The 19,485-nt window shown below is 74.2% G+C and carries 17 protein-coding genes and 1 pseudogene; 7 read left to right on the top strand and 11 right to left on the bottom strand.

All coding sequences use genetic code 11. The features are described from left to right. Window positions 1-182 precede the first annotated feature (182 nt). Window positions 183-875 carry an alpha/beta fold hydrolase gene (locus tag ACI79I_RS22755; protein WP_456994594.1) on the bottom strand — a complete coding sequence of 231 codons (693 nt, stop codon included), beginning with the start codon at window positions 873-875 and terminating at the stop codon, window positions 183-185. 215 nt (window positions 876-1,090) lie between these two features. Here ACI79I_RS22755 and ACI79I_RS22750 point away from each other — a divergent pair, with 215 nt between their 5' ends. Further along, window positions 1,091-2,680: a carboxylesterase/lipase family protein gene (locus ACI79I_RS22750; protein ID WP_456994593.1), complete on the top strand. Its 1,590-nt coding sequence runs from the start codon at window positions 1,091-1,093 to the stop codon at window positions 2,678-2,680. Between the two features lie 52 nt (window positions 2,681-2,732). Here the strand turns inward: ACI79I_RS22750 and ACI79I_RS22745 are convergent, their stop codons facing one another. Then, window positions 2,733-4,088 (bottom strand): TrpB-like pyridoxal phosphate-dependent enzyme, encoded by a 1,356-nt coding sequence (locus tag ACI79I_RS22745; protein WP_456994592.1) that lies wholly within the window; start codon window positions 4,086-4,088, stop codon window positions 2,733-2,735. A gap of 377 nt (window positions 4,089-4,465) precedes the next feature. On the opposite strand from ACI79I_RS22745, the pseudogene ACI79I_RS22740 reads away from it, so the two are divergent. Both ACI79I_RS22740 and ACI79I_RS22735 read left to right on the top strand, forming a co-directional pair. After that, a pseudogene (locus ACI79I_RS22740) lies at window positions 4,466-5,371 on the top strand (PDR/VanB family oxidoreductase); the annotation flags it as partial. Between the two features lie 17 nt (window positions 5,372-5,388). Continuing rightward, window positions 5,389-6,600: a cytochrome P450 gene (locus tag ACI79I_RS22735; protein ID WP_456994591.1), complete on the top strand. Its 1,212-nt coding sequence runs from the start codon at window positions 5,389-5,391 to the stop codon at window positions 6,598-6,600. 18 nt (window positions 6,601-6,618) lie between these two features. Here ACI79I_RS22735 and ACI79I_RS22730 read toward each other — a convergent pair whose 3' ends face one another. Further along, window positions 6,619-7,971 (bottom strand): amidase family protein, encoded by a 1,353-nt coding sequence (locus ACI79I_RS22730; protein ID WP_456994590.1) that lies wholly within the window; start codon window positions 7,969-7,971, stop codon window positions 6,619-6,621. 156 nt (window positions 7,972-8,127) lie between these two features. On the opposite strand from ACI79I_RS22730, the gene ACI79I_RS22725 reads away from it, so the two are divergent. After that, the gene (locus ACI79I_RS22725) at window positions 8,128-8,436 is read left to right on the top strand and encodes a WhiB family transcriptional regulator (RefSeq protein ID WP_456994589.1); all 309 of its coding nucleotides are present in this window, start codon (window positions 8,128-8,130) and stop codon (window positions 8,434-8,436) included. A 34-nt stretch (window positions 8,437-8,470) separates the two neighbouring features. Here ACI79I_RS22725 and ACI79I_RS22720 read toward each other — a convergent pair whose 3' ends face one another. The 8 genes from ACI79I_RS22720 to paaA form a co-directional block, all read right to left on the bottom strand. Beyond that, window positions 8,471-9,817 (bottom strand): MFS transporter, encoded by a 1,347-nt coding sequence (locus ACI79I_RS22720; protein ID WP_456994588.1) that lies wholly within the window; start codon window positions 9,815-9,817, stop codon window positions 8,471-8,473. A gap of 139 nt (window positions 9,818-9,956) precedes the next feature. Then, on the bottom strand, window positions 9,957-10,400 hold the full coding sequence (locus ACI79I_RS22715) for a thioesterase family protein (protein ID WP_456994587.1): 444 nt from the start codon (window positions 10,398-10,400) through the stop codon (window positions 9,957-9,959). Next, complete coding sequence (locus tag ACI79I_RS22710) at window positions 10,397-11,170, bottom strand: enoyl-CoA hydratase-related protein (RefSeq protein WP_456994586.1); 774 nt, start codon at window positions 11,168-11,170, stop codon at window positions 10,397-10,399. The genes ACI79I_RS22715 and ACI79I_RS22710 overlap by 4 nt, the downstream gene beginning before the upstream one ends. Next, window positions 11,167-12,252: a 1,2-phenylacetyl-CoA epoxidase subunit PaaE gene (gene paaE, locus ACI79I_RS22705; RefSeq protein ID WP_456994585.1), complete on the bottom strand. Its 1,086-nt coding sequence runs from the start codon at window positions 12,250-12,252 to the stop codon at window positions 11,167-11,169. Before paaE ends, ACI79I_RS22710 begins: the two co-directional genes overlap by 4 nt. Continuing rightward, window positions 12,253-12,753 carry a 1,2-phenylacetyl-CoA epoxidase subunit PaaD gene (paaD, locus tag ACI79I_RS22700; protein ID WP_456994584.1) on the bottom strand — a complete coding sequence of 167 codons (501 nt, stop codon included), beginning with the start codon at window positions 12,751-12,753 and terminating at the stop codon, window positions 12,253-12,255. It lies immediately after the preceding gene. A 5-nt stretch (window positions 12,754-12,758) separates the two neighbouring features. Next, on the bottom strand, window positions 12,759-13,670 hold the full coding sequence (gene paaC / locus ACI79I_RS22695; RefSeq protein WP_456994583.1) for a 1,2-phenylacetyl-CoA epoxidase subunit PaaC: 912 nt from the start codon (window positions 13,668-13,670) through the stop codon (window positions 12,759-12,761). Window positions 13,671-13,722: 52 nt separating this feature from the next. Next, on the bottom strand, window positions 13,723-14,172 hold the full coding sequence (paaB, locus tag ACI79I_RS22690) for a 1,2-phenylacetyl-CoA epoxidase subunit PaaB (RefSeq protein WP_456994582.1): 450 nt from the start codon (window positions 14,170-14,172) through the stop codon (window positions 13,723-13,725). After that, window positions 14,169-15,134, bottom strand: coding sequence for a 1,2-phenylacetyl-CoA epoxidase subunit PaaA (paaA, locus tag ACI79I_RS22685; protein WP_456994581.1), 966 nt, complete (start codon window positions 15,132-15,134; stop codon window positions 14,169-14,171). Before paaA ends, paaB begins: the two co-directional genes overlap by 4 nt. A 224-nt stretch (window positions 15,135-15,358) precedes the next feature. On the opposite strand from paaA, the gene paaK reads away from it, so the two are divergent. The 3 genes from paaK to paaZ are packed head-to-tail and all read left to right on the top strand — an operon-like array spanning window position 15,359 to window position 19,378. Then, window positions 15,359-16,699, top strand: coding sequence for a phenylacetate--CoA ligase PaaK (gene paaK / locus ACI79I_RS22680; protein ID WP_456994580.1), 1,341 nt, complete (start codon window positions 15,359-15,361; stop codon window positions 16,697-16,699). Further along, entirely contained in the window at window positions 16,696-17,310 is a 615-nt protein-coding gene (locus tag ACI79I_RS22675) for a TetR/AcrR family transcriptional regulator (protein WP_456947240.1), read from the top strand. The genes paaK and ACI79I_RS22675 overlap by 4 nt, the downstream gene beginning before the upstream one ends. A 19-nt stretch (window positions 17,311-17,329) precedes the next feature. After that, on the top strand, window positions 17,330-19,378 hold the full coding sequence (gene paaZ / locus ACI79I_RS22670; protein ID WP_456994579.1) for a phenylacetic acid degradation bifunctional protein PaaZ: 2,049 nt from the start codon (window positions 17,330-17,332) through the stop codon (window positions 19,376-19,378). The last annotated feature ends 107 nt before the right edge of the window (window positions 19,379-19,485 follow it).

Raw genomic sequence — 19,485 nt, 5'->3', positions numbered from 1 at the left:
GCCCACGGCCGGGGCGACCTGCCCGGGTTCTGCACCGGCGACCACCGCGGCGAGCACCAGGCTCCCGGCTGGTCCCACGACCTCGACCCCGACGGCACCCTGACCGTCACCACTCCCACGGGACTGACCGCGGTCACCACGCCATCCCCGTTCGGACGGGTCGGTGGGGCGCGGCGCCGGCGTCAGCGCACAGCCGCGACGCGGTCGGCGACGAGTGCGGCGACCTGCTCGGGGCGGGAAGCGGCCGGGCTGTGCCCGGAGGGCCACTCCAGGCGGCGGGTGGCGCGGTGCGCCATCGCCCGCTGGTGCTCCGGGTGCACGACCTCGTCGGCCGTGCAGACCACGTACGTCGAGGGCACCGTCCGCCAGGCGATCTCCTCCGGCACGCCGCGGAAGACCCTCCGTGAGACCGGGCGCAGCCGGCCGGCCGCCGCCGCGGCCACGTCGTCCGGTGCACCGCCGTACAGCAGCCGCGGACCCAGGTCGGGGTCCAGGCCCACCTCGTCGCCGGAGACCCGCAGCGCCTCGCCGAGCCGGGTGTCGGGCAGGCCCTGTCCGGCCCGGGTCCGGCTCACCGACTCGCCCTCGTCGAGCAGGAACGCCGCCACGTACACGAGCTCCCGGACGAGCGGGTGGGCACCGGCGCCGGTGATCACCGCACCGCCGTAGGAGTGCCCGACGAGCACCGCCGGACGCCCGAACCGGTCGATCGCCTCCCGCGTCACGCGGGTGTCCTCGGCCAGGCCGGTGAGCGGCAGGTCGACCGCGACGCTGGCGACGCCCCGCTGGTCGAGCGCGGCGCGGACGGCGTCCCAGCACCACGCGCCGTGCCAGAGCCCGTGCACCAGCACCGCGCCAGGGGTCGTCGTCTCCACCAGCGCAGTCTGGCGGGCGCCCCACGACGACGGCGGTGCGGGGCGTCGCTCGCGCCGGTGGGTGTTGCCGCGCGGCGCCCTCGGCGGAATGCTGGCCGCGCCCCGAGATCCCGCAGCGCTCCGCCGCCGCCGTCCTCGTCCGGACCCCCTGGCGCGCTGACCCGGCCTCCGGGGGCGTCTCCGCGCCGTACCGATCGACGTACGAGGGGGATGGGATGGACCGTCGCCGCCACCTGTTCGGCACCTCCGCCGCCGTACTCACCGCGCTCCTGGTCGTCGCGGCACCCCCGGTCCTCGCGGCTCCGCCGCCCGACCAGCCGCCCGTCGTCGACACGGAGGCGGGCGCGGTACAGGGCGCCCGGGCCGAGGGTGTGGAGAGCTTCCTCGGCATCCCGTATGCCGCCCCGCCCGTCGCGGACCTGCGCTGGCGTCCGCCGCAGCCGGCCGCACCGTGGGAGGGCGTGCGGCCCGCCGAGCAGTACGGCAACCGCTGCCCCGCTGCGGAGAGCACGAACGGCCCGCGCTCGGAGACCGAGGACTGCCTGTTCGCCAACGTGCAGCGCCCCGCCGGCACCACGGCCGACGACGGCCTGCCGGTCTACGTGTTCGTGCACGGCGGCGGCTTCCGCAACGGCAGTTCCAACCAGCACGACATGACGGAGCTCGTCGCGCTGACCGGGATCGTCGGGGTGACCATGAACTACCGCCTCGGGGCCCTCGGCTTCCTCGGGCACCCGGCGTTGACCGCGGAGCAGGGGGAGTCCGGCAACTACGGGCTGATGGACCAGCAGGCGGCGCTGCGCTGGGTCCGGCAGAACATCGCGGCCTTCGGTGGCGACCCGGACCGGGTGACGATCGGCGGCGAGTCCGCCGGCGGCTTCTCGGTCTGCACGCACCTGGTCGCCCCGGGATCCCGCGGCTCGTTCGCCGCCGCGATGATCCAGAGCGGGTCGTGCCCGAGCCGTACCCAGGAGGAGGCGGACGCCGGCGGACAGGACGTCGCGGCATCGGTGGGGTGCGCCGACCCGGCCACCGCGGTGGCCTGCCTCCGAGCGGAGCCGGTGGGGGAGTTGGTCGACGCACCGATGCCGGTCGTCCCTCCGGTCCGCGGCACCCCCTTCCTCCCCGCGGACCCGCGCGTCGCGGTCACCACAGGGGACTTCGCGCAGGTCCCGGTCGTCATCGGCGCCAACCTCGACGAGGGGCGGACCTTCGCGGCCGAGTTCATCGGGTGGACCAGGGAGCAGTACGAGGCGTGGGTCCGCGAGACCTTCGCCGAGGCCACCGATGCCGTCCTGTCCCGGTACCCGTGGCCGGCCCAGGCCGACGAGTTTACCCCCGCCTACCTCGCGGGTGCGATCTGGACCGACGCCGGCCTCGCCGCCGGCATCGGCGGCTGCCCGAACCGGGCACTGACCCGCGACCTCGCCGAGCACGTGCCCACCTGGGCGTACGAGTTCGCCGCCCGCAGCGGGCCCGGCCTCCGGCCGATCCCCGGCTACGAGTGGGGCGCCGGCCACGCCGCGGAACTGGCGTACCTGTGGCCCAGCTTCGACAACGGCACCCCCATCGCCCCGACGTTCGACGCCGCGGAACAGCAGCTCGCGACGGAGATGAAGCAGTACTGGGGCGCGTTCGTGCACTCCGGCGACCCCGCCGTCCCCGGCCAGGCGGACTGGCCCGAGTACGGCGCGGCCCAGGGCACGCTGTCCCTGCAGCCCGGCGGTCGGAGCACCGTGGTCACCGACGCCGCCCTGGCCGACGAACACCAGTGCGCGTTCTGGGACACGCTGCCCGTCGGGTGACCCGCGGACGGCCGGACGGGCCTCGGTGGCCCGTCCGGCCGGACGGCGACGATCAGAACGGCTGGTCGCCGGCGGTGGGTTCGGCGGCACCGGTGAGGTGCTCGGCGAAGGCGGGCAGGTCCAGCTGCCCGTTGCCGGACAGCCCGAGGACCAGGACCCCCTCCTCGCCCGTGGCCGCCCGGCGCCGGGCCTCGGCGACCGTGCCGGCGATGGCGTGACAGGACTCCGGCGCCGGGACCAGTCCCTCGGTGCGGGCGAACAGCACGCCGGCGTCGAACGCCTCGCGCTGGTCGACCGCCTGCGGGGTGATCAGCCCGAGCTCCACGGCGTGGCTGACCATCGGGGCCATCCCGTGGTAGCGCAACCCACCCGCGTGGATCGGGTCCGGGACGAAGTCGCGGCCCAGCGTGTGCATCTTCATCAACGGGGTCAGCCCCGCGACGTCGCCGTGGTCGTACTCGTACCGCCCCTGCGTGAGGGACGGGCACGCCGACGGCTCGACGGCCACCACCCGGGTGTCGGTGCGGCCGCCCAGCTTCTCCCGCAGGAACGGGAACGACAGCCCGGCCAGGTTCGACCCGCCACCCGCACAGCCGAAGACGACGTCGGCCTGCGCCTCGCCGAACACCTCCAGCTGCCGCAGCGCCTCCTCCCCGATGACGGTCTGGTGCAGCAGCACGTGGTTGAGCACGCTGCCCAGCGCGTAGCGGGCCTCGGGGTCGGGCGCCGCGGACTCCACCGCCTCGCTCACCGCCATGCCCAGGCTGCCGGTCGTGCCGGGGAAGCGCTCCAGGAAGCCGCGGCCGGCCTCGGTCAGCTCCGAGGGGCTGGGGTGGACGACGCCGCCGAAGGTCTGCATGAGCATCCGCCGGTAGGGCTTGCTGTCGTAGGAGGCGCGCACCTGCCACACCTCGCACTGCAGGTCGAACAGCGCGCTCGCGAACGACAGCGCGCTGCCCCACTGGCCGGCGCCGGTCTCGGTGGTCAGCCGCCGCACCCCCTCGGCCGCGTTGTAGTACGCCTGCGCGACCGCGGTGTTGGGCTTGTGGCTGCCGACGGGGCTGACGCCCTCGTACTTGTAGTAGATCCGCGCCGGGGTGCCCAGCGCCCGCTCGAGGCGGTGCGCCCGGTACAGCGGCGAGGGCCGCCACAGCCGGTACACCTCGCGGACCGGCTCGGGGATCGGCACGAACCGCTCGGCGGTCATCTCCTGCTCGATCAGCGCCGCCGGGAACAGCGGCGCCATGTCCTCGGGCGCCAGGGGCTGTCCCGTGCCGGGGTGCAGGTACGGCGGCATCGGCGCCGGCAGGTCGGCGGCCAGGTTGTACCAGTGCGTGGGCAGGTCCGCCTCGGCCAGCACGGCCTTGGTCAGCGGACGGTCCTGGTCGCGGACGTCGGTGCTCGTCATGAGGTGCTCTCCTCCAGGGGAACGGCCCGCCGGGCCGTCCGGAGAGGAGCTCCTCGGACCATCCGGCGGGGGACGGTCCGAGCGCGGGTCAGCGGGCCGGGGTCGTCCTCGACGACCTGGCCCACCAGCACGCGCGACGGCTCACGGCCGCCACCGTAGCCCGGGCCGGCGGACCCCCGTCAACCGCCCTCCGTCCGGGCCTTCTCATCTGATGAGAGGCGGGTGGGCCGCCGCGGTGAGCGCGGTCACGCTGGCTGCGTCAGCCGGTGACGCGCACCGGACGCGAGGTGCCGGATCCCACCTGACCAGCGAGGAGTGCCATGCAGAGCAGCGGTGCGGCGGTCGGCCTCCGCCTGGAGGTCGTCCGCCGGGAGGTCGTGGCGGACGGCGTGGTGGCGCTCGACCTGCGCGACCCGTCCGGCGCCGACCTGCCGGCGTGGTCGCCGGGGGCGCACATCGACCTGGAGCTCACGCCGGACCTCGTCCGGCAGTACTCGCTCTGCGGCGACCCGGCCGACCGGTCGGTGTGGCGGATCGGCGTGCTGTGCGAGCCCGAGAGCCGGGGCGGCTCCTCGTACGTCCACGACAAGCTGCACGAGGGCGTCCTCGTCGACGTCCGCGGCCCCCGGAACAACTTCGAGCTGGTCCCCGCGCCGCGGTACCTGTTCATCGCCGGTGGGGTCGGGATCACCCCGCTGGTCCCGATGCTCGCCGCCGCCACCGCGGCGGGCGCGGACTGGGAACTGCACTACGGCGGCCGCACCCTGGGCTCGATGGCCTTCCGCGCCGCGCTCACCGAGGCCCACGGCGCCCGCGTCACCCTCCACCCCCAGGACCAGGTCGGTCTTCTCGACCTCGACCGGCTGCTCGGCGTCCCGCGGCCGGACACGTTGGTCTACTGCTGCGGCCCCGAGCCGCTGCTGCAGGCGGTCGAGCAGCGCTGCGCCGGCTGGCCGGAGGACGCCCTGCACCTGGAGCGCTTCAGCCCTCGGGAGCAGGGCGAGCCCGTGCTGCAGGAGACCTTCGAGGTGGAGCTCGCCCAGAGCGGGCTGACCCTCCTGGTACCCCCGGACCGGTCGGTCCTCGACGTCGTCGAGGCCGCCGGCGTCCCCGTGCTCTCCTCGTGCCAGGAGGGCACCTGCGGCACCTGCGAGACCCCGGTGCTCGACGGCGTGGTCGACCACCGCGACAGCCTGCTGACCCCCGCCGAACAGGCGGCCAACGACACGATGTTCATCTGCGTGTCCCGGGCCGCCTGCCCCCGTCTCGTCCTCGACCTCTGAGACCCAGGAGAACCCCGATGACCGTGGACAGCCTGCCCGCCACCGACGTCCCCGTCCTCGACGACGACCCGTTCGGCACCGACGTGCTGACCGACCCCTACGACTTCCACCGCCGGCTGCGCGATGCCGGGCCGGTGGTGTTCCTGTCCCGGTACGGCATCTACGCGATGGGCCGGTTCGAGGAGGTCTCCGCATCGCTGCGGGACTGGGAGATCTTCGTGTCCAGCCGGGGCGCGGGGCTGGCCGACTTCGCCAAGGAGGAGCCGTGGCGGCCGCCGAGCCTGCTGCTCGAGGCCGACCCGCCCGACCACACCGTCGTCCGGACGGCGATGAACGGCGTCATCTCCCCGCGGACCGTGCGGGTGCTCCGGGAGCGGTTCGCCGCACCCGCGACGGAGATCGCCGAGCGGCTGGTCGCGCAGGGCACCTTCGACGCGGTCGCCGACCTGGCCGAGGTCTACCCGCTGCGGGTGTTCCCCGACGCCGTCGGCCTGCCCGAGGAGGGCCGGGAGAACCTGCTCCCGTACGGCGGGCTGGCGTTCAACGCCTTCGGCCCCGACAACGAGCTGCGCCGCAACGCCCTGGCCACCGCGGCTCCCGTGCAGGCCTGGATCTGGGAGCAGTGCCAGCGGGAGAACCTCGCCCCCGGCGGCTTCGGCGAGCAGATCTGGGCGGCCGCCGACCGCGGTGAGATCACCGCCGAGCAGGCGCCGATGCTGGTCCGCTCGCTGCTCACCGCCGGGGTGGACACGACCGTCTACGGCATCGCCAACACCGTCTACGCGCTGTCGCGGTACCCGGAGCAGTGGGCGCAGCTGCACGCCCAGCCGGCCAAGGCCAAGTTCGCCTTCGACGAGGCGCTGCGCTGGGAGTCCCCGGTGCAGACCTTCTTCCGCACCACCTCCCGGGACGTCGAGGTCGCCGGCACGCACATCCCCGAGGGGACCAAGGTGCTGCTGTTCCTCGGGTCGGCCAACCGCGACCCGCGGCACTGGGGTGAGGACGCGGAGACCCTCGACGTCAACCGCCGCGCCGCCGGCCACGTCGCCTTCGGCATGGGCATCCACCAGTGCGTCGGCCAGCCGCTCGCCCGCCTGGAGACCGAGCTGGTGCTCACCGCGCTGGCCGAGCGGGCCCGCACCCTGGAGCCGGCCGGCGAGCCCACCCCGAAACTGAACAACACCCTCAAGGGCTGGGGCAGCGTGCCGGTCCGCGTCACCCCCGCCTGACCTCCGCGGCGGCCGGCCTCACCCGGCCAGGACGGCCTCGACCCGGCCGGCCGCCGCGAGCAGGGCGCCGTCCTCGCCGGGCAGGGACTCCAGCGAGACGCCGATCGGCAGGCCGGTGGCCGTCGCGCCGGCCGGCAGGGAGATCGACGGCATCCCGGCGGTCGACCCCGGCCCGGTGTTGCGGATCGTCGTGAGGAAGACCGGCACCTGCCGGCCGCCCAGCTCCGTGGTGTCGTCGTCCCCGATCGGCGGTGCGGGCAGCGGCACGGTGGGGTAGACGAGGGCGTCGAGCCGGACGCCGTCCTCCGGGCACAGCGCGGCGGTGTAGGCGGCCCGCAGCCGGTCACGGACGGCGAGGTTGGACCGGTAGACCTCCTCGGTGACCGAGCCCCCGGCCGCGAGCTCCAGGGCGCCGCGGACGTCGGGGGAGGCCACCTGGGCCATGACGTCGGCCAGGGTCAGCCGGCGCTCCGGCCCGGGCAGCGTCGCCAGGTAGGCCGGCAGCTCGCGGGCGACCTCGAAGAAGACGATCAGGAAGCCGCACTCGGCGTCCAGCTCGTGCGCGTCGGCCACGCAGACCTCGACCAGCTCGATCCCGGCGTCGGCGAGCCGGTCCAGCGCCCGCTGCGCGACGGCGGCGACCTCGGGGTGCAGGTCGTCGTAGAAGCCGATCCGGGGGACGCCGAGCCGCAGCGGCCGGTCCTCGCCGGGAGCGGTGGGCCGCCCGGTGACGAGTTCGTCGACGAGGGCTGCGTCGGCGACGCTCGTCGCCAGGACGCCGGCGGTGTCCCGGGTGCTGGAGATCGGCACCGTGCGTCCGGTGCCCCAGCGCCCGACCGTCGGCCGGAAGCCCACCAGACCGCAGTGTGCCGCCGGCACCCGCACCGACCCGCCGGTGTCGGTGCCCAGGGCGATCGGCACCACGCCGGTCGCGACGGCGACCGCCGAGCCGCCGGAGGAGCCCCCGGCCGAGCGGCTCGGGTCGTGGGGGTTGCGCACCGGGCCGAAGGCGGCGTTGTTGCTCGTGATGCCCAGCGCCAGCTCGTGCAGGTTGGTCTTGCCGATGACCGCGGCTCCCGCGGCCCGCAGCCGCTCGACGGCCTGCTGGTCCCGGCCCGGCCGGGACTCCCGGAGCGCCGGGGTGCCGCCGCTGGTGGGCAGGTCGTGGGTGTCCAGGTTGTCCTTCACCGCCAGCGGGACTCCGGCGAGCGGCCCGGAGCCGCCCGCCGCATCGTCGGCGACGGTGGTGAAGGCACCGAGCCCGGCGACCTCTCGTGCCCGCGCCAGGCTGTCGGCGACCACCTCCCGGGCGGAGGAGTCCGCGATGCGCTGCCGGACGTCGCCGAGCCCCGTGGGCTGCAGGGTCGTCATGTCGTTGCCCTCCCCGAGCGTGGGTGACCACCACGGGGTGCTCCCGTGGCCGGTGTGCGACTCCGCGTAGCGACCCTCCGGGCGCCGCTGCCTCGGCGACACCCGAGGTGCCGCGCGCCTCCGCCACCACGGCTTTCGGAAGTGACGCAATGTGCCATGGGCCGAGCCGTGGTGCCCGAGCACGTGCTGTGGGCCGTTCCGTCGCGAGCGGCCGACGAGTGGCTGGCGCTGACCCGCGCACTGGAGCGAGCCGGCACCGTGGCCTGCCAGACGGGCGACCCGTCCCCCTGGTGGCCCGAGCGGGGGAGGGCGGCACGGCAGCACGAGACCGCGCTGGCCGCCTGCCGCCGGTGCCCCGCCGTCGCGCCGTGCCTGGCGTACGCCCTGGCGGCCGACGAGCGCTTCGGCATCTGGGGCGGCAGCCTGCCGGAGGAGCGGAGGGCCAGACGGTGGGCGCAGGCCTGACCCCGGCGACGGTCGCCGGAGCCCGGTACGGCGGTCAGGGCCGGCGGCCCAGGTCGCCGGCCTCGTCGGGGTGCTCGTGGAGGTACTGCTCGTGCGCCTCGGCGACCCGCAGGTTGGCGCCCCGGGTCTCCCCGGCGACGGTCACCGCGGCGAAGGAGATCACGCAGAGCACCATGATGTAGATGCCGATCGACCCCGACCAACCGGTCGACTGGATGAGGACCTCGGCGATCATCGGGGCGAAGGCGCCGCCCAGGATCGCGCCGAGGGCGTAGCCGATCGAGACCCCGGAGTAGCGCACCGCGACGGGGAACATCTCCGCGTACATCGCCGACATCGGCCCGTAGGACAGCCCCAGCCCGACGGTCAGCAGGAACAGCGCGATCCCGTAGAGCCAGATGTTGCCGGTGTCGATGAGCAGGAACAGCGGGATCATCCAGACGAACACGAGGGCGTAGCCGATCTGGAAGGTCCGCACCCGGCCGATCCGGTCGGAGAGGGCGCCGCCGTACATGGTGAACACCAGCCAGCCGAAGGACGCCAGCGTGGTCGCCAGCAGCACCGACTCCCGCGGCATCCCCAGGGCCCCGCTGGCGTAGGCGATGAAGAAGGCGATCAGCAGGTAACCCGCGGCGTTGTTCGCGACGAAGATCAGCGCGGCGAGGACGACCTCCTTGGTGTTGCCCCGGAAGAGGTCGCGCAGCGGCGCCGAGGACTCCTTCCTCCGCAGCCGCATCTCCCGGAAGACCGGGCTCTCCTCGACGGCGCGGCGGATGAGGTAGCCGATGACGATCAGCACCACCGAGAAGAGGAACGGGATCCGCCAGCCCCAGCTCTCGAACTGCTCCGGCGTCAGCACCGTGCTGAGCAACCACAGCACACCGGTCGCCAGGATCATGCCGACCGGCACGCCGATCTGCGGGTAGGCCCCGAACAGGCCGCGGCGGTGGACCGGCGCGTGCTCGACCGACATGAGCGCCGCGCCGCCCCACTCCCCGCCGGCGGAGAAGCCCTGCAGGATGCGGAGCAGGATCAGCAGGGCCGGGGCGGCCAGCCCGATCTGCGCGTAGGTCGGCAGCAGGCCGATCAGGGCGGTCGCCGCACCCATCAGCACGAGGGTGAAGACCAGCATCCGCTTGCGGCCCAGGCGGTCGCCGAGCCGCCCCGCGACGATCGCGCCCAGCGGGCGGAACAGGAAGCTGATCCCGATGGTGGCCAGCGAGATGATCGTGGCCAGCCCCGGCGAGTCCTCGCTGACCGGCGCGAGGAAGAGCGGGGCGAGCACCAGGCCCGCGGCCTGGGCGTAGATGAAGAAGTCGTACCACTCGATGGTGGTGCCGGCGAGGGTGGCGGCGAGGACCTTGCGTTCCTCGGTCGTCATCCGCTCGCGCGTGGATCCCGCCGTGCCCGCCGCAGCTGACATCCCGCCGCCCCCTGGAGCTCGATACTGACCGAGTGGTCAGTTATTTTGGCGAACTCTAGCGGCGGTGTGGCCCAGCGCACAACGATGCATTGCCGAACTAACGGCTCTCCGCGGGCGTCCGCTGCTGCGCGGCCCGGGCGCGGGCACGCGCCTGCTCGCCGATGCGGTCCTCCAGGGCCTCCTCGCTGAGGACCGCCTGGACCGTCGTCCCGCGCCCGAGCTCGCGGCCGTCGGCGGCGACGGCGGTGCACTCGCAGGTCAGCCGGTTGCCGCGCACCTCGACACAGCGGGCGGTGACCCGGAGTGCCTCGCCCACCCAGCTGGGCCCGAGGTGCTCGACCGACACCGAGCGGCCGATGCCGGCCTCGCCCGGCTCGAGGTGGCGCAGCAGCAGCTTGCGGCCGGCCTCCTCGAAGTGCTTGGCCATCGTGTAGGTCGCGTACACCTGGTGGACCGGCCCCAGCTCGTCGAAGCGGACGGTCATCTCCGGGGTGACCACGACGTCGAGCTCGGCCGCCGCGCCGACGGGGACCGGGATCACGCGGGCACCCAGCGGGCGGGCCGCTTCTCGCGGAAGGCGGCGATCCCCTCCTGGCCCTCCTCGCCGGCGAAGAACCGGGCCGAGAGGGCCAGCAGGTCGGGGAACCGGTCGGCCAGCGGCCCGCTCCGCGCCGCGCGCAGCAGCCGCTTGGTCTCCGCCAGGGCCAGGGGCGCGCCCTTGCCGAGGGCCGTCACCTGCTCGGCCACGCAGGTGTCCACCTCGTCGTCCGGGACGACGAGGTCCACCAGGCCGCCGGCCAGTGCCGCGGACGCGTCGAACACCTCGCCGGTCAGCATCAGCCGGTGGACGGCGTTGGGCACCATCCGCGGCAGGCAGACCGCCGAGATGACGGCCGGCACGACGCCGATGCGGACCTCGGTGAAGGCGAAGGTCGCCGACGTCCCGGCGACCACCACGTCGCAGGCCGCCAGCAGGCCGACGCCACCTGCCCGGGCGGGGCCGCGGACGGTGGCCACCACGGGCTTGGGGGAGTCCCAGATCGTCTCGAGCAGGGCCGGGAACTCGTTGACCCCCTGGTCCTCCGCGGCGCCGCCGGCGGCCTCGGCGAGGTCCATGCCGGAGCAGAACACCCGGCCGGTGTGGTCGAGCACGACGACCCGGACCGCGTCGTCGGCCAGCGCGTCGGCCAGCGCCGACCGCAGCTGGGCGCGCATCGCCCGCGACAGCGCGTTGCGGTTGGCCGGGGAGTCCAGCGTCAGGGTGGCCACGCCACTGCCGACGTCGACCCGCAGCACCCGATCGGCGCTCATGCGTCGAAGTCCACCGTGACGGTGTCCGAGAGCGGCACTGTCTGGCAGGTGAGCACGTACCCCGCCTCGACCTCCCGGGGCTCGAGGGCGTAGTTCCGCCGCATCTCCACCTCGCCCTCGGTGACCCGCGCCCGGCAGGTGCCGCACACCCCGCCCTTGCAGGCGAAGGGCAGGTCACCGCGCACCCGCTGGGCCGAGTCGAGGACGGGCACGTCTCGGGGGAGGGCCAGGGTGGTGGTCCGCCCGTCGAGGACGACGGTCACCTCGCTGCTCGGCCCGGTGACGGTCTCCTCGTCTCCGCGGACCGGCTCCGGGGGGACGTCGTCGACGTAGAACAGCTCCTGGTGGACCTTCTCGGCCGGGACGCCGAGCTCGGCCAGCACCTCGCGGGCGTCGCTGACCATCCCGTGCGGGCCGCACAGCCACCAGTGGTCGACGTGCTCGGCGTCCACCAGGTTGTCGATCAGCGTCCGCAGCCGCGCGCCGTCGAGCCGGCCGCTGGTCAGGTCCGCGTCCCGCGGCTCGCGGGAGAGGACGTGCACCAGCTGCAGCCGGGTGCCGTAGCGGTCCTTCAGGTCGGCGAGCTCGTCGGCGAACATGACGGTGTTGGTGCGCCGGTTGCCGTAGAAGACGGTGACGGTGGACTCCCCGTCGCGCAGCACGCTGGAGGCGAGGGAGAGGGCCGGGGTGATGCCCGAGCCGGCGACGACGAAGACGTGGTCGGCGGGCACCGACAGGTCGGCGGTGAAGGTGCCCGACGGCGGCAGCACCTCGATCCGGTCGCCCGGGCGCACCGAGTGCACCAGGTAGGAGGAGAAGAACCCGCCGGGCACCTCCCGGACGCCCACGCGCGGCGCGGCGCCCACGGGCGCGCAGATGGAGTACGAGCGGCGCTCGTCGCGCTCGCCGTCCACCCGGCGCAGGGTCAGGGCCTGGCCCGGCTTGAAGGCGTAGTCCTCGGCCAGCTCCGGGGGGACGTCGAAGGTCACCGCGACCGCGTCGTCGGTGAGCTGCTCGACGCGGGCCACCGTGAGCGGGTGGAACTGCGGCCGACGCCGCGCGGGGGCCTCGGTGGTGGTCACTCAGATCTCCTTGACGTGCTCGAACGGCTCCCGGCAGCTGCGGCAGCGGCGCAGCGCCTTGCAGGCGGTCGCGCTGAACTCGCTCAGCTCCTCGGTGTCCGGGGAGCCGCACACCGGGCAGGCGGCGGTGCGGCGGGTCGGCCCGAGTTGCAGCGGCACCGGGCCCGCGGGGCGGGCCGGGGCCCTCCCGGGCGGCGCGATGCCACCGGCGGCCAGCTTGCGGCGGCCCTCGTCGCTGATCCAGTCGGTGCTCCAGGCGGGGGAGAGCACGGTGCGGACGTCGACGTCGGGGAAGCCGGCCCGGTGCAGGGCGTGCAGCAGGTCGGCGCGCATCGTGCCCATCGCCGGGCAGCCGGAGTAGGTGGGGGTGATCTCGACGACGACGGTGCCGTCCTCGACCCGGACGTCGCGGAGGACGCCGAGGTCGGCGAGGGTCAGCATCGGCAGCTCGGGGTCGGTCACCGTCTCGGCGACCGACCGGGGATCGGTCGTGACCGTCACGGCGGTCACCACGTGGCGGCCGGGTGCTGGCGGGCCAGGCCCTGCAGGGTGTCGAGCAGCTCGGGGAGCTCCGCGGTGTGCCGGCCGGTGCGGCCTCGGGGCGGGGCGTCGGCCGGCCAGGCCGGCACCCGCAGCGTCGCCCGGTCGAGCACCTGCGTGAGCACGGAGACGACCTCCTCGCGGACGTCGGCCGGGTCGACCGCGACGCCGGCCGCGGTGAGCCGGGCCTCGACGTCCGTGGCGGTGAACAGGTCGTCCAGCAGCGGCCAGACGGCGTCGGCGCCGGCCTGGGCGCGGCGGTGGGACTCCTCGGTGCCGTCGCCGAGGCGCAGCACCCAGCGGGCGGCGTGGTCGCGGTGGTAGGCCAGCTCGTTGACGCCCTTGGCCGCGATGGCCGCGACCACCGGGTCCCGGGACTCCCGCAGCCGGGTGAAGACCGCGAGCCGGACGGTGGCGGCGGCGAGGAGCCGGACCATCGTCTGCGCGAAGTCGCCGTTCGGCGCCTCGACCAGGTCGGTGTTGCGGAACTCGTCGGGGTCGCGGAAGTAGGCCAGGGCGTCCTCGTCAGGGATGGTCTCGGTGGCCTTCTCGCGCGAGCGGCCGAGCACGCCCACCGACCCGGCGCGGGCCAGCAGCAGCCGGGCCTGACCGAGCAGGTCGAGGGCGACGTTGGCGATCGCCACCTCCTCCTCGAGCTCCGGCGCCGCGGTGATCCACTGGGTCAGCCGTTGGGCCAGCACGAGGGCGTCGTCGCCGAGCATCAGGCAGTACTCGCCCAGGTCGGCCGGGTCGATGCCCTCGGGCACGGTGGTGTCGACGCCGGCCAGCGGCTCGTCGAAGCCGGTGCCGAACGCCCAGTGCCCCTCGCCGCCGTGGGCGTGGTCGAGCGCCTCGTAGACGGTCTCTTCGTGCGCCATGTCTCTCCTACCGGAGTGCGCGGAGCGAGGTTCCCTCGTCTCTCGCACTCCGCTACATGTGGGGGACGTCCTCGGGGATCTCGTAGAACGTCGGGTGGCGGTAGACCTTGTCGCCGCTCGGGGCGAACATCGGGTCCTTCTCGTCGGGGCTCGACGCGGTGATGTGGGCGGCCTTGACCACCCAGATGCTCACGCCCTCGTTGCGCCGGGTGTACAGGTCGCGCGCCGCGTGCACGGCCATCTCGTCGTCCGGCGCGTGCAGCGACCCGACGTGCACGTGGTTGATCCCGCGCTTGCCGCGCACGAAGACCTCGTAGAGCGGCCAGTCCCGCCGGCTGGTCGCCGGCCTGGTCTCGACCGGCACCTCGGGCCCGGTGGGGACGGCGCCGTGCCCACCCTCGGCGGTCACGTCGCCCGTCGGCTCGACTCCGCCCTCGTCCCGCTCCTCGGTCGCCGGCGCTCCCTGCGATGCTCGCTCGGGCGTCGTCCTCCCGTCGCTCATGCCCGCGCTCCCTCGTGCTTGGCGGCGTACGCGGTGGCGGCCTCGGTGACCCAGGCGTTGTCGTCGCGGGCGGCCCGGCGGCGGGCGAGGCGCTCGGCGTTGCGCGGGCCGTCGCCGCTGATGACGCGCTTGAACTCGGCCCAGTCGATCCGGCCGAACCGGTAGTGGCCGCTCTCCTCGTCCCACGCGAGCTCGGGGTCGGGCAGCGTGACGCCGAGGAACTCCGCCTGCGGCACCGACATGTCCACGTAGCGCTGGCGGAGCTCGTCGTTGCTGTGCCGCTTGATGCCCCACGCCATCGACTGCGCCGAGTTGGGGCTGTCGTCGTCCGGCGGGCCGAACATCATCAGCGACGGCCACCACCAGCGGTCGACGGCGTCCTGCACCATCGCCCGCTGCTCGGCCGTGCCGCGCATCATCGTCATCAGCAGCTCGTAGCCCTGCCGCTGGTGGAAGGACTCCTCCTTGCAGATGCGGATCATCGCCCGGGCGTAGGGCCCGTAGGAGGAGCGGCACAGCGGCACCTGGTTGCAGATCGCCGCCCCGTCGACGAACCAGCCGATGACGCCGACGTCGGCGTAGGTCAGCGTCGGGTAGTTGAAGATCGAGCTGTACTTCTGCCGGCCCTCGATGAGCTTGTCGGTGAGGTCGGCCCGGTCGGCGCCGAGGGTCTCCGCCGCGGAGTACAGGTACATGCCGTGGCCGGCCTCGTCCTGCACCTTGGCCAGCAGGATCGCCTTGCGCCGCAGGCTCGGGGCGGCGAGCAGCCAGTCGCCCTCCGGCTGCATCCCGATGATCTCCGAGTGCGCGTGCTGGGCGATCTGCCGGATCAGGGTCTTGCGGTACCCCTCGGGCATCCAGTCCCGCGGCTCGATCCGGTGCTCGGCGGCGATCGTGGCGTCGAAGTGCGCCTGCAGCGCGGCCTCGTCGGCCGCGGGCCGTTCCAGGGTGGGCGCGGACATCTCATCCCCTCGGGTGCGACGTCGATCGTCAATTACTGACCAGTTGGTCGGTAATGAGTCTGCCCGACCGCGACCCACGGCACAAGTCCACGCCCGGACTTCTTCCGCGGGCCTTGACAGGCGGAGGCGGGAGGAGTTCATTACCTGACCAACTGGTCGGTATTTGGGTGAGACCTGCCCGCCGACCGCCCGGCGAGGACGCTGCGACCACGGAGGCATCGGCCATGACGGCTGCGACCAGCGAGACCACCCGGCGCCTGGGAGAGGCACCCGACCCGGCGATCCTCGACCCGGCGGAGCGGCTGTCCGTCGACGAGCTCCGGGCCCAGCAGCTCGAGCGGCTGCAGTGGACGCTGCGTCACGCGTACGAGAACGTGCCGCACTACCGGGCCGCCTTCGACGCGGCCGGCGTGCACCCCGACGACTGCCGGGAGCTGGCCGACCTGGCGCGGTTCCCCACCACCAGCAAGGCCGACCTGCGCGACAACTACCCGTTCGGCATGTTCGCCGTCCCGCAGGAGCAGGTGCGCCGCGTGCACGCCTCCTCCGGCACCACCGGCCGGCCGACCGTCGTCGGCTACACCGAGCGGGACATCGACACCTGGGCCACGGTGATGGCCCGCTCGATCCGCGCGGCCGGCGGCCGGCCGGGCGACCGGCTGCACAACGCCTACGGCTACGGCCTGTTCACCGGTGGGCTGGGCGCCCACTACGGCGCCGAGAAACTCGGCTGCACGGTCATCCCCGTGTCGGGCGGGATGACGCCGCGGCAGGTCCAGCTGATCAGCGACTTCGAGCCGCGGGTGATCATGGTGACGCCGTCGTACATGCTCACCGTCATCGACGAGTTCGAGAAGCAGGGCCTGGACCCGAAGGCCAGCTCCCTGGAGATCGGCATCTTCGGCGCCGAGCCGTGGACCGAGCAGATGCGCCGGGAGATGGAGGAGCGGCTCGACATCCACGCCGTCGACATCTACGGCCTGTCGGAGGTCATGGGCCCCGGCGTCGCGCAGGAGTGCGTGGAGACCAAGGACGGCCTGCACATCTGGGAGGACCACTTCTACCCGGAGGTCATCGACCCGCTCACCGGCGAGGTGCTGCCCGAGGGCGAGCAGGGCGAGCTGGTCTTCACCTCCCTCACCAAGGAGGCCATGCCGGTCATCCGCTACCGCACCCGCGACCTCACCCGCCTGTTGCCCGGGACGGCGCGGCCCGGGATGCGGCGGATGGAGAAGGTCACCGGCCGCACCGACGACATGATCATCCTGCGCGGGGTGAACCTCTTCCCGACCCAGATCGAGGAGATCGTGCTGCGCACGCCGGGCCTCTCGCCGCACTTCGCGCTGGAGCTGACCACGCGCGGCCGGATGGACCACCTCACCTGCCGGATCGAGGCCCGCCCCGACTGCCCGCCCGAGCGCCGTCCCGAGGCCGCCGCCGAGGTCGCGAAGGGGGTCAAGGACACCGTCGGCTGCAGCATCGAGGTGCTGGTCGTGGACCCGGAGACCCTGGCGCGCTCGGTGGGGAAGCTCAAGCGGCTGCACGACCTCCGGGAGCGTGCGTGACCTCCACCGCCGATCCCGCCCGGGTACGCCGCGGCCGGCCCGGCCACTCGCTGGACTCCCTGCTGGACGTCGCCGTCGCGGTGTTCAACGAGCGCGGCTACGACGCCACCAGCATGGACGAGCTCGCCACCCGGCTGGGCATCACCAAGTCGGCGATCTACCACCACGTGTCCAGCAAGGTCGAGCTGCTGCGGATGGCGCTCGACCGCGCCCTCGACGCGCTGTTCGCCGTCACCGAGGAGCCGGCCGCGACCAGCGGGCCGGCCATCGACCGGCTCGAGCACGTCGTCCGCGGGTCGGTCCGGGTGCTCACCGCGGAGCTGCCGTTCGTCACCCTCCTGCTGCGGGTGCGCGGCAACTCCCCGGTCGAGCAGGAGGCGCTCGAGCGTCGTCGCCGGTTCGACCGGATCGTCACCGACCTGGTCCGCGCCGCGGAGGAGGAGGGCGACGTCCGCCCGGACGTCGACCCGGCCGTCACCAGCCGCCTGCTCTTCGGCGCCGTGAACTCCCTGACCGAGTGGTACCGCCCCGACCGCGGCCTGGACGCGACGGCCGTGGCCGACGCGCTCGTCGCCATCACCTTCCAGGGCCTGCGCGCCCGGCCGTCCTGACCACCCCGGGAGACCTGCGATGACCGCACCCCTGCTCGAGAGCTACGTGGCCGGCCGGTGGTACGCCGCCCCGGACGACGGGACGCCGATCGCCGACGCGGTCACCGGCGAGACCGTCGTCCGCGTCAGCAGCACCAGCCTCGACGTGCCCGCGATGCTCCACCACGCCCGCACCGTCGGCGGACCGGCGCTCCGGGAGCTGACCTTCCACCAGCGCGCCGCGCTGCTCAAGCAGCTGGGCCTGCGGCTCATGGCCCACAAGGACGCGTTCTACGCGCTGTCCCGCCGCACCGGCGCCACCGACCGTGACAGCGCCGTCGACGTCGACGGCGGGTTCGGGACGCTGCTGTCGTACGCGTCGAAGGGCCGCCGCGAGCTGCCCGACGACACCGTCGTCCTCGACGGGCCCATCGAGCCGCTGGGCCGGGGCGGCACCTTCGCCGGCCAGCACCTCTACACCCCGATGCGGGGCGTCGCGGTGCAGGTCAACGCCTTCAACTTCCCGGTGTGGGGCTTCCTGGAGAAGCTGGCGCCGGCCTTCCTCGCCGGTGTCCCGACCGTCGTCAAGCCGGCCAGCCAGACCGCCTACCTCACCGAGGCGGTGGTCCGGACGATCGTCGAGTCGGGCCTGCTGCCCGAGGGGTCGGTCCAGCTGCTCGCCGGCAGTGCGGCCGGGCTCCTCGACGGCCTGGCCGGGCAGGACCTGGTCTTCTTCACCGGATCGGCCGCGACCGCCCGCAAGCTGCGCAGCTCGCCGGCCGTGGTCGCCCACTCGGTGCGCTTCAACGCCGAGGCCGACTCGCTCAACTGCTCGGTGCTCGGCCCCGACGCCACGCCAGGCACCCCGGAGTTCGAGCTCTTCGTGGAGCAGCTGGTCACCGAGATGACGGTGAAGGCCGGCCAGAAGTGCACCGCGATCCGCCGGGCGTTCGTGCCGCGCCCCCTGGTGGACGACGTCGTCGAGGCGACCCGGGACCGGCTGGCGGAGGTCGTGGTCGGTGCACCCGGCGCCGAGGGGGTGCGGATGGGGGCGCTGGCCAGCCTCGACCAGCGCGAGGAGGTCCTCCGCTCGCTCAAGGCGCTGCGCGGCGTCGCCGAGCTGGTCGCCGGAGACCCGGAGCACTTCGAGGTCGTCGGGGCCGACCGCGACCGCGGCGCGTTCCTGCCCCCGATGCTCCTGCGCTGCGACGACCTGGCCGCCGCCGAGCCGCACGACGTCGAGGCGTTCGGCCCGGTCAGCACGGTCCTGCCCTACGACGGTGTGGAGCAGGCCGTGGAGCTGGCCGCCCGCGGGCAGGGCAGCCTGGTCGGCTCGGTGGTGACCCACGACGAGCAGTTCGCGCGGGAGTTCGTGCTGGGTGCCGCGCACGCGCACGGCCGGATCCTGGTGCTCGACCGGGACGACGCGAGGGAGAACACCGGTCACGGCTCCCCGCTGCCGGTGCTGGTCCACGGGGGTCCCGGCCGCGCCGGTGGCGGCGAGGAGCTCGGCGGCATCCGCGGCGTCCTGCACCACATGCAGCGCACCGCGGTGCAGGCCTCGCCGGACGTGCTCACCGCGGTCGGCGGCCGCTGGGTGACCGGGGCGCGGCGGAACGACGACGGCGTGCACCCGTTCCGCAAGTCGCTGGCGCAACTGCGGATCGGCGACTCGGTGACCGCCGGCCCGCGGGCGGTGACGCTCGAGGACATCGAGCACTTCGCCGAGTTCACCGGCGACACCTTCTACGCGCACATGGACGAGGAGGCCGCGGCGGCCAACCCGCTGTTCGGTGGCCGGGTCGCCCACGGCTACCTGGTCGTCTCGTGGGCGGCGGGGCTGTTCGTCGACCCCGCGCCGGGGCCGGTGCTGGCCAACTACGGCGTGGACGACCTGCGGTTCCTCACCCCGGTCAAGCCGGGGGAGGAGCTGACCGTCACGCTCACCTGCAAGCAGATCACCCCGCGCGGCGGCGCCGACCACGGCGAGGTCCGCTGGGACGCGGTCGTCGTCGACAGCGCGGGCAAGCCCGTGGCGACCTACGACGTCCTCACGATGGTCGCCAAGACCTGGCCGTCATCTGCCTGAGCCGCAGCGGGGGGGGGGGGGGGGGGGGGGGGGGGGGGGGGGGGGGGGGGCGGGGGGGGGGGGGGGGGGGGGGGGGGGGGGCGGGGGGGGGGGGGGGGGGGGGGGGG

This window comes from Geodermatophilus sp. SYSU D01105 (genome assembly GCF_054050095.1).
This window is presented reverse-complemented; position numbering and strand designations above follow the sequence as displayed.

Coding starts and splice junctions, on each gene's coding strand:
- ACI79I_RS22750 (WP_456994593.1), top strand. CDS start 1,091: ATGGACCGTCGCCGCCACCTGTTCGGCACCTCCGCCGCCGTACTCACC.
- ACI79I_RS22735 (WP_456994591.1), top strand. CDS start 5,389: ATGACCGTGGACAGCCTGCCCGCCACCGACGTCCCCGTCCTCGACGAC.
- ACI79I_RS22745 (WP_456994592.1), bottom strand. CDS start 4,088: ATGACGAGCACCGACGTCCGCGACCAGGACCGTCCGCTGACCAAGGCC.
- ACI79I_RS22730 (WP_456994590.1), bottom strand. CDS start 7,971: ATGACGACCCTGCAGCCCACGGGGCTCGGCGACGTCCGGCAGCGCATC.
- ACI79I_RS22710 (WP_456994586.1), bottom strand. CDS start 11,170: ATGAGCGCCGATCGGGTGCTGCGGGTCGACGTCGGCAGTGGCGTGGCC.
- paaK (WP_456994580.1), top strand. CDS start 15,359: ATGACGGCTGCGACCAGCGAGACCACCCGGCGCCTGGGAGAGGCACCC.
- ACI79I_RS22720 (WP_456994588.1), bottom strand. CDS start 9,817: ATGACGACCGAGGAACGCAAGGTCCTCGCCGCCACCCTCGCCGGCACC.
- paaB (WP_456994582.1), bottom strand. CDS start 14,172: ATGAGCGACGGGAGGACGACGCCCGAGCGAGCATCGCAGGGAGCGCCG.
- paaA (WP_456994581.1), bottom strand. CDS start 15,134: ATGTCCGCGCCCACCCTGGAACGGCCCGCGGCCGACGAGGCCGCGCTG.
- paaC (WP_456994583.1), bottom strand. CDS start 13,670: ATGGCGCACGAAGAGACCGTCTACGAGGCGCTCGACCACGCCCACGGC.
- paaZ (WP_456994579.1), top strand. CDS start 17,330: ATGACCGCACCCCTGCTCGAGAGCTACGTGGCCGGCCGGTGGTACGCC.
- ACI79I_RS22725 (WP_456994589.1), top strand. CDS start 8,128: ATGGGCCGAGCCGTGGTGCCCGAGCACGTGCTGTGGGCCGTTCCGTCG.